The following is a 14249-nucleotide window of genomic DNA, read 5'->3' on the forward strand; positions in this document are numbered from 1 at the left end:
CACAGTGGATTTGTGGTTAGCCGAAGAACCAGTAGCAGACGCCGATAGCGCCAACCACACCAGCAAACTCCGCCAGCAACGCACACCCCACCGCATGCCGCGCGCGCTGAATGCCCACCGCGCCGAAATACACCGCCAGCACATAGAACGTGGTTTCGGTACTGCCCTGCACCGTCGCCGCGACCAGCGCCGGGAAGCTGTCGACGCCGGAAGTCTGCATGGTCTCGATTAGCATCGCCCGCGCGGCGCTGCCGGAGAACGGTTTGACCATCGCCGTCGGCAACGCATCGACGAAGCGCGTGTCCCAGCCGGCCCACTCGACCAGATGCCGAATACCGTCCAGGCCGAAATCCAGCGCACCAGAGGCGCGCAACACGCCAACCGCACAGAGCATCGCCACCAGATACGGCAAAAGGTTCTTCGCCACATCGAAGCCCTCTTTCGCGCCTTCGACGAACGCCTCGTAAACCTTGACCTTGCGCAGCGCGCCGATCAGCAAGAACAGCATGATCAAGCCGAACAACGTGAGATTGCCGAGGATCGACGACAATCCCGCCAGCGCAGTGGCGGAAAGCGTGCCGAGCAGCGCCATGAAGCCGCCGAGAATCAGCGCGCCGGGCACCAGATAGGCGAGCACCACCGGGTCCCAGATGCGCAGGCGTTGCATGAAGGCAACGGAGAGGAAGCCGACGATGGTCGAGCAACTGGTCGCCAGCAGAATCGGCAGGAACACCAGCGTCGGATCCGGCGCGCCTTGCTGGGCGCGGTACATGAAGATGGTCACGGGCAGCAGGGTCAGCGACGAGGCGTTGAGCACCAGAAACAGGATCTGCGCGTTGCTGGCGATGGTGGCGCTGGGGTTGAGCTCCTGCAGCGCTTTCATGGCTTTCAGGCCGATCGGCGTGGCGGCGTTGTCCAGGCCCAGACCGTTGGCGGCGAAGTTCAGCGTGATCAGGCCAAGGGCAGGGTGGCCGGCCGGGACTTCCGGCATCAGCCGCAGAAACAGCGGGCCGAGGACCTTGGCCAGCCACTCGACGATCCCGGCCTTTTCGGCGATGCGCAGAAAGCCCAGCCACAGGGTGAGGGTGCCGAACAGCAGCACCATGACTTCGACCGACAGCTTGGCCATGGCGAAAATGCTTTCCACCATCGCCGCAAAGATCCCGGCGTTGCCGCCGATCAGCCACTGCGCCAGCGCCGACACGGCTGCCACGATGAAGAAGCCAAGCCACAGGCCATTAAGCATCAGTCAAATCCCCCGAAGAATGCGGCGAATGATAGCGGGGTCACCAGAAACGACAAACCCCGGATTTATCCGGGGTTTATTGGTGGGGCTTGCATCAATCACTGTGGGAGCGAGCCTGCTCGCGAAGAGGCAGGAACGTTCAACATCTCTGTAGATTGATGCACCGTCTTCGCGAGCAGGCTCGCTCCCACAAGGTTTTGCGTTACGGCTTCGAGATTTCGCCAGCCGGCAGTTTTTCCTTGCTGCGCCAGTGCGGCAGGGAGTTCCAGTAACGCTCGCCCTTGGCGTCGTCGTACATGCCTTCCCAGCGCGCGATAACCAGCACTGCCAAGGCATTACCGATCACGTTCAGTGCAGTACGCGCCATGTCCATGATGCGGTCGACACCAGCGATGAACGCCAGGCCTTCAAGCGGGATGCCGACGCTGCCCAGAGTCGCCAGCAGCACCACGAAAGACACGCCCGGTACACCGGCGATGCCTTTGGAGGTGACCATCAGGGTCAGCACCAGCAGCAGTTGCTGGCTGATCGACAGGTCAATGCCGTAGAGCTGGGCAATGAAGATCGCCGCGATCGACTGGTACAGGGTCGAGCCGTCGAGGTTGAACGAGTAACCGGTCGGTACCACGAAGCTGCAGATGGCTTTCGGTGCGCCATAGGCTTCCATCTTCTCGATTACCCGTGGCAGCACGGTTTCCGAGGAAGCGGTGGAGTAGGCCAGCACCAGCTCATCCTTGAAGATGCGCATCAGCTTGAGCACCGAGAAGCCGAACAGCTTGGCGATCAGGCCCAGCACGACGAAGGCGAAGAAAGCGATGGCGACATAAACCAGGATCACCAGTTTTGCCAGCGGCAACAGCGAAGCGAAGCCGAAGTTGGCGACGGTCACCGCGATCAGTGCGAATACGCCAATCGGAGCGTAGTTCATGATCATGTGGGTGACTTTGAACATGCTTTCCGAAACGCCCTGGAACATCTTTACCAGCGGCTCGCGCAGGTCCGACTGCAGGCTCGACAGGCCGAGACCGAACAGTACGGAGAAGAAGATGATCGGCAGCATTTCGCCGCGAGCCATGGCCGCGAAGATGTTCGACGGGATCAGGTTGAGGATGGTTTCGATGAACGCATGTTCATGCTGCACTTCGGCGGCGGTAGCCTGGTACTTGGAGATGTCCACCGTGCCCAGGGTGCTCATGTCGATGCCGGTGCCCGGATGGAACACGTTGGCCAGCACCAGGCCGACGACGATGGCGATGGTGGTGACGATCTCGAAATAGATGATCGTCTTCAGGCCGATACGCCCGAGCTTCTTGGCGTCGCCCACGCCAGCGATGCCGACGATCAGCGAGGAAATGACGATCGGGATCACGATCATCTTGATCAGACGGATAAAGATATCGCCTGCCGGTTGCAGGACGTTGCTGATCCACCAGGCCTTCTCGGCGCTGAAGTGATTGAGCAACGCACCCAGTGCAATCCCCAGAACCAGACCGATGAGGATCTGCCAGGCGAGGCTGATTTTTGCCTTCTTCATTATCTTTACCCTTACTTGCGTTTGACTCAGGCACATGCAGGAACTGGAACGCTCATCAGCGGAAAAGTCTGTGCATCTGCCTCCGTATAAGGTGCCCCGAAGCGCGTGTTTACGGCTCTTCGGCAGGCGAAAAAAGGCGCAACTATTCCGATGCAAGGTGGCGCCGTCTAATGCCGTAAACGCCTACCCTATGCCGAATCGGCATGAGCTTTTTCATTTGAAACTGGCGTCCCAAGCGGTTCGATTGTGACATTTCAGCCGGCATAAGTGCCGTGAACCGGCCATTACAGCTTAGGGCGGTCAAATTTTGTACAGCGGGAATTGGCGGAAATTTCCAGAAAAACTCCAAATCGAAAGACTAGGAGTCACACGAATCGAGCGCGATCTTTGTCGATATACGGTCGTCAGGAAACACCGCGAAATGTTTTTCCGCACAGTGTCGACGATTCTAAGAAGGGGATTGGCGCGCTGGATCAATGGTTTAGCTGATTCAAAGCCCAGCGCAGATTCGTCAGACCATCGGGTCGACGAACCTGCGGCGCAGCTTTTACCCTGACCCGGCCCTTGCGCAGGTACTCCCTGTACCCGTAGGTCACTCCGACTCTGCATCAGTCAGAACGTCCCGGCCCCCTGGTCATGCACCGACCCTCATCGGGCGGCGCAATGGAAAGCAGCGGGGCGCTGCTTTCGTGTTCGAAACCTTTGCGCGTCCTGCGTCAGTACCACTTCGGATCTTTCTTCAGGGTTTCCATCAGCAGATCCTGCATGCCCTGATCAGGTTTGCCGAAGAAGCGATAAGTCGCGTGTCGCGTCGGCGACTTGTCTTGCGGCAGACCTTCCGGCACATCGACCAGCATGGCGTAGGCGTCATCCTTGTCGAAGCTGAAGGCCACGATCAACCGGTGATTCAGGCACTTGTCCTGACTCTCGCAGAGCGGGCCGACCAGATACTGATCACCATCTTCCGTAACGGCGTGCATCTGTTGCTCGGAAGTGCCGGACAGGTTGATCACCCATTCCGGTACGCGCTCTTCCTTTTTGATCACGCCTTCCCAGGTTTCACGGTACTGCGCGTCGGAGGCGAGCAGTTCGTTGACCCGAGTCTGGCCATCATTGGCCGCCATGGCCATGGCACTGCCGCCCAGAAGCAGGGCGGCGGCCAATGTCTTGAGACCGATCATCGTTAACCTCGGCCGCGACGGCCAAAGAAGAAGGAAGCGATGAACATCACCAGGAACACGACAAAGAGAATCTTGGCGATACCCGTGGCGGTGCCCGCGATACCACCGAAGCCCAGAACGGCGGCGATGATGGCAATGATCAAGAATGTAATTGCCCAGCTCAACATGGTGATTCTCCTTACTTCTCTATTTAGGGGTGTTTCCGGTTTCCGGCGCTACGCGCCCGAATGTATTCACTGACTTAGAAAACCCAGCGCTCTTCCCGTGGCAATTGATCCAGCGGTTGCGCCTGGTCGACATCGATCATGTGCATCGAAGCGTTTTCAGCCTGGCTGCTGCTCACGGCACTGAAGTGCGTCTGAGTGCTGTGCTGCATCGAAATCAATGGCTCGGGTTTACGGCTGTTTTCCCAGCTCATGTACTGCTGGCAGACGATCAGGGTGATCAGCAACGCCAGTACACCGAACAGACCTTGCTGGATCTGCAGTGGCGAAATACGTACTTGGGCGGCGATTGGGCGAGTCATCCTGTGTTCCTCACGCTTGTTCTGTTGGGGCAGTGCTGTTCTGCCCGGGCTGAGTGAGGTATTGCAGCCTGCATGCCAGTTTTTTGATGTCAGAAATTATCAATAAAAACAATAAGTTACGTACTCTTCGGAAATTTCCTGCGACGCATCCTGCACGATGGCTCTTCTGCGGTCGTGCGCAATGCACGATTATTTCGTGGGAAATTTCGATGATATGGAATTGCTACCGGTACGCAGATGTCAGAAGAGGACGCAGGATCTGCCCTGCAAAACGCCGAATGTTTTAAAACTCAACGAAATCAATGAATTGGCCGTTATGGCAGTAGAGAGCTACCCTCCTATGGCTGGTATCGTTCAGAATCAACCATGCAACTTGCCCGATTTTTCCGGGACTAACCCAAGACTAATCACTATGGAGCGTAGGAAAAATGGAATCTGCCACTGAGCAACAAGGCCGCATTCTGCTGGTGGACGATGAATCCGCCATCCTGCGTACGTTTCGTTATTGCCTCGAAGACGAAGGCTATACGGTAGCCACCGCCAATAGCGCGGCCCAGGCCGATGCTTTGCTGCAACGTCAGGTCTTCGATCTGTGCTTCCTTGATTTGCGTCTGGGCGAGGACAACGGTCTCGACGTTCTTGCACAGATGCGCATTCAGGCGCCGTGGATGCGCGTAGTGATCGTCACCGCCCACTCGGCGGTCGACACCGCGGTTGATGCCATCCAGGCTGGCGCCGCCGATTATCTGGTCAAGCCGTGCAGCCCTGATCAACTGCGCCTGGCCACCGCCAAGCAGTTGGAAGTGCGCCAGCTCTCCGCACGCCTTGAAGCGCTCGAAGGCGAGATCCGCAAACCGAAAGACGGTCTCGATTCCCACAGCCCGGCGATGAAAGTCGTGCTGGAAACCGCACGGCAGGTCGCAAGCACCGACGCCAACATTCTTATCCTTGGCGAGTCCGGTACGGGTAAAGGTGAACTGGCCCGTGCGATCCACGGCTGGAGCAAGCGCGAGAAGAAATCCTGCGTCACTATCAACTGCCCGTCGCTGACTGCCGAGCTGATGGAAAGCGAACTGTTCGGCCATAGTCGTGGCGCGTTTACCGGTGCCAGTGAAAGCACCTTGGGGCGTGTTAATCAGGCTGATGGCGGCACGCTGTTTCTCGACGAGATCGGCGACTTTCCTCTGACGTTGCAACCAAAATTGCTGCGCTTCATCCAGGACAAGGAATACGAGCGGGTAGGCGATCCGGTCACTCGCCGCGCCGATGTGCGCATCCTCGCCGCCACCAACCTCAACCTCGAAGACATGGTCCGTGACGGCCGTTTCCGCGAAGACCTGCTCTATCGCCTCAACGTCATCACCCTGCATCTGCCGCCATTGCGCGAGCGCGCCGAAGACATCCTGACCCTTGCCGATCGCTTCCTCGCACGCTTCGTCAAAGAGTACGCACGCCCAGCGCGCGGCTTTAGCGATGAGGCGCGCGAAGCGCTGCTCGGTTATCGCTGGCCGGGCAACATTCGCGAACTGCGCAACGTGGTCGAGCGAGCTAGCATCATCTGCCCGCAGGAACGCGTGGAAATCAGCCACCTGGGCATGGCCGAACAACCGGCCAACAACGCGCCACGGGTCGGCGCGGCACTGAGCCTGGACGAGCTGGAGAAAGCGCACATCGGCGCGGTTCTGGCCACCGCCGGCACCCTGGATCAAGCGGCGAAAACCCTCGGCATCGACGCCTCGACCCTGTATCGCAAACGCAAGCAGTACAACCTGTGAGCACTGCGCGATGAAACTGGCGATCAAGCTGCGCACGCGCCTGTTCCTGAGCATTTCTGCGTTGATCACGGTGGCCTTGCTCGGACTCTTGCTCGGGCTGGTCAGCGTGATGCAGATGGCCGGGTCGCAGGAAGCGCTGGTGCGCAGCAACTTTGTCACCCTGGATCTGGGGCTCAAGCTGCGCCAGACCCTCGGTGATCAATTGATCATCATGCTCGCCGAAAAACCCGACCCCGTCGCGTTCGAAGCGTCCAAGCAGCACTACTTCGAGTTGCTCGACCAAGGCATCGCCCAACAGCAGGAGGGCGATGACCAGCCTTACGGTTTCCGCCAGGCCAAGGCCGATTACCTGAGCTTCCTCGCCTCATTCGACGTGACTGCCGAAGCGGCAAAGAACGCCAGCACCAGCGCGGATTTCCGCGAGCGCTTCAATATTCTGCGTAATGGGTTAATTGCTGAGCACAAGCACGCGCTGGACAGTATCAATGAGGTGCAGCATGCCGCTCGCGAACGCGCCCTGCTGATAGCCGGGCTGCTTGGCCTGGTCGGGCTGGCAGTGCTGATCATCGGTTTTGTCACGGCGCAGGGCATTGCTCGGCGCTTCGGCGCACCGATCGAAGCGCTGGCCAAGGCTGCGGACAACATCGGCCAGGGTAACTATGACGTGACTCTGCCGATTTCCACGGCCATGGAAGTCAATCTGCTGTCGCGGCGCTTCGGCCTGATGGCCGAGGCGTTGCGCGAACACCAGGCGATGAATGTCGACGAACTGTTGGCCGGCCAGCAGCGCTTGCAAGCGGTGCTCGACAGCATCGACGACGGTTTGTTGATGATTGACCGCCAGGGCCAGCTTGAGCACCTCAACCCTGTTGCTCAGCGCCAGTTGGGCTGGGAAGACGATCGACTGGGCCAAGGCTTGGGCACCGCGCTCGGCCGCCCGGAACTGGATGCACAACTGCAATTGGTCCTGCGCGGCGGCACGCTGGAGCGGGCGCCGGAAGATCTGAGCATCGAAGTCGATGGCGAATCGCGCCTGCTGACTTACAGCCTGACGCCGGTCAGTCATACCCAAGGGCATATTCTCGGTGCGGTGATGGTGCTGCACGACGTCACCGAGCAACGCGCGTTCGAGCGCGTGCGCAGTGAGTTTGTTTTGCGCGCTTCCCATGAACTGCGCACGCCGGTCACAGGCATGCACATGGCCTTCGGACTGTTTCGCGAGAGGGCGAAATTCCCGGCTGAATCGCGCGAAGCTGACCTGCTGGATACGGTCAACGAAGAAATGCAGCGGCTGATGCAATTGATCAACGACTTGCTGAATTTCTCGCGCTACCAGAACGGTCTACAGAAACTCACCCTGGCGCCATGTTCCATTGAGGACCTGCTGGAGCAGGCGCAACTGCGCTTTGCCGACGTGGCTGCGGCCAAAGGTGTTGCGCTGAACGTCGAGATTCAAGGCCCGCTGCCGAGGTTGCAGGCTGATCAGGCGCAACTCGATCGCGTCCTCGACAATCTGATCGACAACGCCTTGCGCCATACCGCCCGCGACGGGCAGATCCGTCTGCAGGCGCGCCGCCATGGCGAGCGGGTGATCATCAGCGTCGAAGACAATGGCGAAGGCATTGCCTACGGCCAGCAGGGGCGGATTTTCGAGCCGTTCGTGCAGGTCGGGCGCAAGAAGGGCGGCGCCGGGCTCGGCCTGGCGCTGTGCAAGGAAATCGTCCAGTTGCACGGCGGGCGCATGGGCGTCTACTCGCGGCCTGGGCAGGGCACCCAGTTCTACATGGCGCTGGCCGTTTAAGCCTCGTCGTCCATACGCCGCCCGGCCAGGCGTCGACCTCGGGTGATCAGTTCGATGAATTGCACGGCGCTCAAGGCGTGGGCGAACAGCCAGCCCTGACCGAACTTGACCCCCTCACTGCTGAGCAGCGCTGCCTGGGATTCCAGCTCGATGCCTTCGGCAATCACTTTCAGATCCAGCGCCTGCGCCATGTGAATGATGTGCGGAGCGACGCCGCTGCTCGCCGCGTCATGGCCCAGCGCATCGATGAACGCCTTGTCGATCTTCAGGCAGTCCACCGGCAAGGTCTGCAGATAGGCAAGGCTGCAATAGCCGGTGCCGAAATCATCGATCAGCACCTGATGGCCAACGTCGCGCAAGGCTTGCAGGTTCTCCCGCGCCACCACTACATCGATCAGGCCGCGCTCGGTGACTTCGAAGGCTATCTGCCGCGCGGCGACACGGTGCAGGGCAAGCAGCCGCGCCATGACCTGGCCGATGCGCGGCACCATGACGTCGCAGGCCGCGAGGTTCACCGAGATATACAGCTGCGGATTGGCGCGCAGTAACTGGCCCAGTTGTTCGAGCAGACGCTGCAACACGAAGTCGGTCATCTGCCGGATCTGCCCGGTGTTCTCCGCCATGGGAATGAACAGGTCGGGGCTGGTCAGGGTGCCGTCCGGGCGCCGCCAGCGCAGCAGCGCTTCGGCGCCGACGCAGTGACGGCTGTCGAGGTCGAAGATCGGCTGATATAGCACCTGCAACTCACCCCGGCGGATCGCTCCGTGCAGCTCGGCATCCAGTGACTGGCGCTGACGCACCAGCAGCAAGGTCAGAAAGCCGACAACGGCGCCGGCGATCAGGCACACCGGCAACAGCCACCACCACACAGCCGGGACGTGCATGCCCGTGCGCGGCGTGATCAGCACCAATTGATATTCCGGGTTGTCGGTGGGCATGCGATAGATCAGCCGCGTTTGCGTGACTTGCAGCGCATCACGGCTCTTCGGTGGCCAGGGTTCGGTCGGTGGCCAGGTCTGTGCGGTGCCGAGCACCGGAATCGCGCGAGTGCCGTGATCGAGTACCACCAGCAGGCTGCTGCCGGGCGACAGATCGACCATGTCGGTCAAATGTCCGCGCGAGGTAGCGACACGGAAGTTGCCGCGGCCAAGCATCAGCGCCGCGCGGTTTTCATCGGGTTCGGTGGTGGTGTTCAGCCAATAGCTGTAGGTCGGGCCCTGAATGTCCGGCGCGCGCACCAACGACAGACCTTCCTGGCGCGGACGGTTGGAGCAGAATCGCGAAGCGTCCATATATGCCGCTTCATAGACGAAGCGGTAGTTGAAGGTGACTTGCTGCAGGGTCGCGATCATTTCTTCGTCGCAGCCGCGCAAGGGCTGGGCTTCAAGGTCGTCGAGACTTTCGCGCAACTGGCCGAACAATTGTTCGAGGCGAGCGAGGAAACGCTCGCCCTGGGCGTTCATTTCCTGGCTCTCGCGCATTTCCATCTGGCGTATCGCCGCGAACATACCGCCGGCGATCAACAGACTGGCGCTGAGGACAGCCGCGATCATCGCCAAAAAAGCAGGGCGATAAAACCAGCTACGCAGCGTCTCTCGGGTCGCAGCCATCAAGGATTTTCCGAAGAATTACCATGAGTTATAGCTGCTGATTGCGATTTCGCCCTGACCGTCGGGCGGGCGTCATTATTTTGTCTGATTGAGGACCAGAAGAAGTGCCGCGGTTTGCGCATCCGGCGTCCCGTCGAAGCGAGCAGGGCGGTAATGCATCTGGAACGCGGCGAGGACGTGGCGCGTGGCGACGTCCAGCTCGCCGGTTTGCGGCGTGTCGTAACCCAGGCGCGCAAGTTGCGCCTGGAACCAGCCGATCTCCGGCAGCGGATTGGTGTTGAAAACCGCCTGCTGACGCGCCACCGCTTGTTCGTTCGGCCACAGGCCAAGGCCTTCGGCGGCGAGACGTTTCCACGGAAACAGTGGCCCCGGATCAAGCTTGCGCAGCGGCGCGATGTCGCTGTGACCGATGATGTGCCGCGGGCTGATGCCGTTGCGTTTGCTGATGTCCTTGAGCAGCGTAATAAGCGACTGGATCTGCGCTTCGCTGTACGGATACCACAGGCGCCCGGTCGGGGTGTCCTTGTAGCCGGGGTTGACGATTTCGATGCCGATGGAACTGGAGTTCAGCCAGGTACGGCCCTGCCACTGGCTTTCGCCGGCGTGCCAGGCCCGTTGGTTTTCGTCCATCAGCTTGTAGATTGTGGCGTTGTTGTCATCGCCGATCAGGTAATGGCTGCTGACGTCGCCATGGGTCAGCAATTGCAGCGAACGCTCCAGCGACGCCGAGGTGTAATGCACCACAACGAACTGGATGCGGCTGTCGTAATTGGCCGAAGGGTGGCTGGTGTCATAGCGCGGACCGCTGGCGCAACCAGCGAGGACGAGCAGCGAGGCAACAAGGGCAAGGAATTTCATGGCAGGGGACGATACGCTGAAAACGATAATGCAACAGTGTAACGTACGGATTTGCTCAGAGTCCGCCAGCGGGCGGATTTAAACAAAATGGAACAATTGCCTTAGCCGAGCTCCACTCGGTTGCGCCCGGCGTTTTTTGCCCTATACAGCGCCTGATCGGCTCTTTTCAACACAAGATCGCTGTGTTCTCCGACCCTGAACGATGCCAATCCCATGGAAATCGTAATGGTCACTCGCTCGCCTTTGAAATGAAACGGGCAGGCTTCGATCGCCGCGCGCAGGGTTTCCAGCAGTTTCGCGCCAACCGCTGGTGGCGTCGCCGGCAGCAACAGCACGAACTCTTCACCGCCGAAACGGGCGATGAAATCCGAGCCGCGCAGGCGTTTGCGCAACACCGTGGCGATGATCTTCAGCACTTTGTCGCCGGCCAGATGGCCGTAGCTGTCGTTGATCCGCTTGAAGTGATCGAGGTCGAGCATGGCCAGGCTGAGGGTGTTGCCGTGCTGCTGCCATTGCTGGATTTCATGCTCCAGGCGTTCACTCCACGCCGCGCGGTTGGGCAGGCCGGTCAACGGATCGATCAGGGCTTTCTGCCGCTGCTCTTCAAGGTGTTCACGGAAACCCAAGGCTTCCTGCTCCATATGCGCCACGCGCTCCGACAGGCTCTTCAACCTGGCGGCGACTTCCTGTTCGCGGGCGTCGCGCTGCTTCTGGTGCTGGTCCATCGTTCCCAGCAGGCCTTCCAGATGATTCTCCAGCACATGCTTGAGGTCATCGAGGTCCGCCGCTTGCTGGACGCTGCTCTGCAAGCCGTCGACTTGCTCGCGAATCTGCGTGTCCATGGCCCGCGCCGCCGAGCTGTTGTCGGCATGCCCTTCGCTGGCCGCTTGCAGGTTGCTCTGGAACGCTTCAAGGCGTTCGTTGAGCTGTTGCAGATAGGCTTCGAATTCGTGCTGACCGCTATCGGTAATCGCCAGCATCAAAGTTGCAAGATCGTCGAGGATCGGCAGCAGTTCGTACCAGTTCAACCCGTGTTTGAGCCGTTCGCGCATGGCTTCGGCTTGCGGCCGGTGACGCTCGGGCAGGGTCAGGTCATCGAGCAGGCCGATCAGCGTGTCTTCGATGTGTCTGGCCACGGAGCTGTAGGACGGCTCCGGGGAATCCGGCAGAGCGAAGAGGATGTCGTGTTCCGACTGCTCCAGGTCGATAGCGGCCAAGGCTTGAGCGATTGGCTCGGGCAAGGGCAGGCTGTCGAGGAGCAGCGGCGAGGGATCGCCGGGGTGGATCAATTCATCGGGGTTGAACGCCTCGGTTGCTTGCGCAGCGACGGTTATCTCGGTGTCAGCGGCTGGCTCAACCTGCGTTGGCTCGGCTTCAACGGCGACCACAGGCGTAGCGAACGCAACGATTTGCGGCTCATCAGGCGGGGTCTGGGCGGGCGTTTCGATGATGGTCGCGGGCGCTGCGATCGCTGGCTCCGCGTTGTCCACCGGTGCCGATTGCGCAGGCTCCGGTTCAGGCAGCCGGGCTTCGACCGGCTGCGGCACTGGTGTTGCTGGTATGTCGGCCGCCGGTGCAACGGCTTCTTCACCGTCGCGACTACCAAACAAACGCTGCAACAACCCCGGCCGACCCGGCTCGGCAGGCGTTTCCAACTGACTCAAGGCCTTGCCCTGCAAGCCACTGAGTTCGCTCAGCAGCAGTGGCATTTCCCGCGCCTGACCGACGCGGCTGTCCAGTTGTTTGGCGAATTTCTTCAGCGGTTGCGCGACTTCGCGCGGCAGCGGCAAAGCCTGCAACTGGGTGACCAGCGCGGTCAGCGCGGTGCTGACCTGATCAATGCGGGTCTCACGGCGCTGCTCGGAGTCGAGCACGGCTTTTTCCAGACGCGGCAGCAGGGCCGCGAGGCCGGCGTCCATGTCATCGGTGCGCACGACTTCGCGCATTTCTTTCATGCACTGATCGACGACCTTGTCGGTGCCCTCGGCCGCCAGCGTGCTGCGCACCAGACCGCGCCGCAGCAGGTCCAGTCGCGCGGCCCAGCGGCGTTCGAGCTTGTCCTGCTGTTCGATGCTCTTGAGGTACTTCTCTTTCCAGCGCTGGGCGTCGTCGCTCATTCACAGGTTCCGCGAGGGGCAGGGCTCAACGCGGGCAATGCGTCGGCCGTGAGCGAACCCGGCAGACGAATTTCCACCGCGACCGGCAGGTGATCGGAAATGGGCTGGGCCAGTACCTCGACCTTTTCCAGGGTCAGAGTCGGGCTGAGCAGAATATGATCAAGGCAACGCTGTGGGCGCCAGCTGGGGAAGGTCGCTTCCACCTGCGGGGCCAGCAGGCCGAGATCGCGTAATGGCGAGTGTTCGAGCAGGTCGCTGGCATGGGTATTCATGTCGCCCATCAGCACCTGATGCTTGTAACCGCTGATCAAATCACGAATGTAGGCCAGTTGCAGGCTGCGGGTCCGCGCGCCGAGGGCCAGGTGCATCATTACCACCACCAACGCTTCCGGACCTTCGCCGAAACGCAGCAGGATCGCGCCGCGACCTTTCGGGCCGGGCAGCGGATGATCCTCGATCGCCCACGGCTTCAGGCGACTGAGCACGCCATTGCTGTGCTGGGCCAGTCGACCGAGGTTGCGATTGAGTTGTTGATACCAGTAGGGAAAGGCGCCGAGATGGGCCAGATGTTCGACCTGATTGACGTAGCCCGAACGCAGGCTGCCGCCATCGGCTTCCTGCAGGGCGACCAGATCGAAGTCGCCGAGCAGGTCACCGATCTTCTGTAGATTGCCGGAACGCCCGGTGTGCGGCAGCAGATGCTGCCAGCTGCGGGTCAGATAATGCCGGTAGCGCTCGGTGCTGATGCCGACCTGAATGTTGAAACTGAGCAAGCGCAGACGCTGGTCTGCGGGCAGGCCCGTAGACGCCAGGTGATGCTCGTTGACCTGCGGATCATGCAGGCCAACGATGCGTTCGGACTTCCAGCGGCGCATGGCGAATGCCGCGCTTAGTTGGCAGCAGCCTTGTTCGCCGCTCGCTCTTTGGCGACCAGATCGTCGGCCAGCTTCAATGCTTGCTCGGCACCACCGGCAGAGCCGATGTCGAAGCGGTATTTACCATTGACGATCATGGTTGGCACGCCAGTAATTTCGTACTTCTTCGCCAGCTCACGGGCCTTGACGATCTGGCCTTTGATAGCGAACGAGTCGAAAGTGGCGAGGAACTTGTCCTTGTCCACGCCTTGAGTGGCGAGGAAGTCAGCCATGTCGTTCTTGTCGGTGAGCTTCTTGTGTTCTTTCTGGATCGCGTTGAACACGGCGTTGTGCACCTGGTGCTCGACACCCATGGCTTCCAGAGTCAGGAACATCTGGCCGTGAGCGTCCCATGGGCCGCCGAACATGGCGGGAATGCGCACGAAGTTGACGTCGGACGGCAATTTTTCAACCCATGGATTGATCACTGGCTCAAAAGCGTAGCAATGCGGGCAGCCGTACCAGAACAGCTCGACCACTTCGATCTTGCCAGGCTTTGCAACCGGCACCGGATTGGCCAGTTCGACATAAGGGGCGGCAGGGGCTTCAGCGGCCTGGGCGGTGACGCCGAACAGGCTGGCAGCGACGAGGGCGGCGCTGATGATCAGATTACGCATGCTTTACTCCTGAACAATTTGGGTCGCCTCGCTCGACCTGTTGCGACACAGATCCTGGCGGGCATGAGTG

12 protein-coding genes are annotated in these 14249 nt (G+C 60.4%); 2 read left to right on the plus strand and 10 right to left on the minus strand.

Annotated features, from left to right (window positions below):
* Positions 1-16: 16 nt before the first annotated feature.
* The 5 genes from AB9L16_RS26465 to AB9L16_RS26485 all read right to left on the minus strand — a co-directional run bounded on the left by AB9L16_RS26465 (position 17) and on the right by AB9L16_RS26485 (position 4487).
* The gene (locus tag AB9L16_RS26465) at positions 17-1246 is read right to left on the minus strand and encodes a nucleoside recognition domain-containing protein (protein ID WP_041476489.1); all 1230 of its coding nucleotides are present in this window, start codon (positions 1244-1246) and stop codon (positions 17-19) included.
* A 202-nt stretch (positions 1247-1448) separates the two neighbouring features.
* Positions 1449-2780, minus strand: a complete 1332-nt coding sequence (gene gltP / locus AB9L16_RS26470) for a glutamate/aspartate:proton symporter GltP (RefSeq protein ID WP_253497553.1) — start codon at positions 2778-2780, stop codon at positions 1449-1451.
* Between the two features lie 716 nt (positions 2781-3496).
* Entirely contained in the window at positions 3497-3961 is a 465-nt protein-coding gene (locus AB9L16_RS26475) for an inhibitor of vertebrate lysozyme family protein (RefSeq protein ID WP_016772356.1), read from the minus strand.
* Between the two features lie 2 nt (positions 3962-3963).
* A complete protein-coding gene (locus AB9L16_RS26480; protein WP_003177151.1) occupies positions 3964-4128 on the minus strand; it encodes a DUF1328 domain-containing protein in 165 nt (54 codons plus the stop codon).
* A gap of 74 nt (positions 4129-4202) precedes the next feature.
* Complete coding sequence (locus tag AB9L16_RS26485; RefSeq protein ID WP_024014979.1) at positions 4203-4487, minus strand: hypothetical protein; 285 nt, start codon at positions 4485-4487, stop codon at positions 4203-4205.
* Between the two features lie 428 nt (positions 4488-4915).
* Between AB9L16_RS26485 and algB the strand changes: the two genes are divergently transcribed.
* Positions 4916-6262, plus strand: a complete 1347-nt coding sequence (gene algB / locus AB9L16_RS26490) for a sigma-54-dependent response regulator transcription factor AlgB (protein ID WP_024014980.1) — start codon at positions 4916-4918, stop codon at positions 6260-6262.
* 10 nt (positions 6263-6272) lie between these two features.
* A complete protein-coding gene (locus AB9L16_RS26495) occupies positions 6273-8063 on the plus strand; it encodes an ATP-binding protein (RefSeq protein WP_095182300.1) in 1791 nt (596 codons plus the stop codon).
* Here AB9L16_RS26495 and AB9L16_RS26500 read toward each other — a convergent pair.
* From AB9L16_RS26500 to AB9L16_RS26520, 5 genes are all read right to left on the minus strand, one after another.
* Positions 8060-9673, minus strand: a complete 1614-nt coding sequence (locus tag AB9L16_RS26500; RefSeq protein WP_095182299.1) for an EAL domain-containing protein — start codon at positions 9671-9673, stop codon at positions 8060-8062. The two genes, AB9L16_RS26495 and AB9L16_RS26500, sit on opposite strands and share 4 nt — an antisense overlap.
* Positions 9674-9748: 75 nt before the next feature.
* A complete protein-coding gene (locus tag AB9L16_RS26505; protein WP_375122933.1) occupies positions 9749-10531 on the minus strand; it encodes an N-acetylmuramoyl-L-alanine amidase in 783 nt (260 codons plus the stop codon).
* Positions 10532-10632: 101 nt separating this feature from the next.
* The gene (locus tag AB9L16_RS26510) at positions 10633-12648 is read right to left on the minus strand and encodes a diguanylate cyclase (RefSeq protein ID WP_375122934.1); all 2016 of its coding nucleotides are present in this window, start codon (positions 12646-12648) and stop codon (positions 10633-10635) included.
* A complete protein-coding gene (locus AB9L16_RS26515; protein WP_024014985.1) occupies positions 12645-13523 on the minus strand; it encodes an endonuclease/exonuclease/phosphatase family protein in 879 nt (292 codons plus the stop codon). The genes AB9L16_RS26510 and AB9L16_RS26515 overlap by 4 nt, the downstream gene beginning before the upstream one ends.
* 14 nt (positions 13524-13537) lie before the next feature.
* Complete coding sequence (locus tag AB9L16_RS26520; RefSeq protein ID WP_016772349.1) at positions 13538-14179, minus strand: thiol:disulfide interchange protein DsbA/DsbL; 642 nt, start codon at positions 14177-14179, stop codon at positions 13538-13540.
* Positions 14180-14249: the final 70 nt, after the last annotated feature.

This window comes from Pseudomonas sp. LW8 (assembly GCF_041956865.1).
In the GTDB taxonomy this organism is placed as follows: domain Bacteria; phylum Pseudomonadota; class Gammaproteobacteria; order Pseudomonadales; family Pseudomonadaceae; genus Aquipseudomonas; species Aquipseudomonas siliginis.

Coding starts and splice junctions, on each gene's coding strand:
- AB9L16_RS26465 (WP_041476489.1), bottom strand. CDS start 1,246: ATGCTTAATGGCCTGTGGCTTGGCTTCTTCATCGTGGCAGCCGTGTCG.
- gltP (WP_253497553.1), bottom strand. CDS start 2,780: ATGAAGAAGGCAAAAATCAGCCTCGCCTGGCAGATCCTCATCGGTCTG.
- AB9L16_RS26475 (WP_016772356.1), bottom strand. CDS start 3,961: ATGATCGGTCTCAAGACATTGGCCGCCGCCCTGCTTCTGGGCGGCAGT.
- AB9L16_RS26480 (WP_003177151.1), bottom strand. CDS start 4,128: ATGTTGAGCTGGGCAATTACATTCTTGATCATTGCCATCATCGCCGCC.
- AB9L16_RS26485 (WP_024014979.1), bottom strand. CDS start 4,487: ATGACTCGCCCAATCGCCGCCCAAGTACGTATTTCGCCACTGCAGATC.
- algB (WP_024014980.1), top strand. CDS start 4,916: ATGGAATCTGCCACTGAGCAACAAGGCCGCATTCTGCTGGTGGACGAT.
- AB9L16_RS26495 (WP_095182300.1), top strand. CDS start 6,273: ATGAAACTGGCGATCAAGCTGCGCACGCGCCTGTTCCTGAGCATTTCT.
- AB9L16_RS26500 (WP_095182299.1), bottom strand. CDS start 9,673: ATGGCTGCGACCCGAGAGACGCTGCGTAGCTGGTTTTATCGCCCTGCT.
- AB9L16_RS26505 (WP_375122933.1), bottom strand. CDS start 10,531: ATGAAATTCCTTGCCCTTGTTGCCTCGCTGCTCGTCCTCGCTGGTTGC.
- AB9L16_RS26510 (WP_375122934.1), bottom strand. CDS start 12,648: ATGAGCGACGACGCCCAGCGCTGGAAAGAGAAGTACCTCAAGAGCATC.
- AB9L16_RS26515 (WP_024014985.1), bottom strand. CDS start 13,523: ATGCGCCGCTGGAAGTCCGAACGCATCGTTGGCCTGCATGATCCGCAG.
- AB9L16_RS26520 (WP_016772349.1), bottom strand. CDS start 14,179: ATGCGTAATCTGATCATCAGCGCCGCCCTCGTCGCTGCCAGCCTGTTC.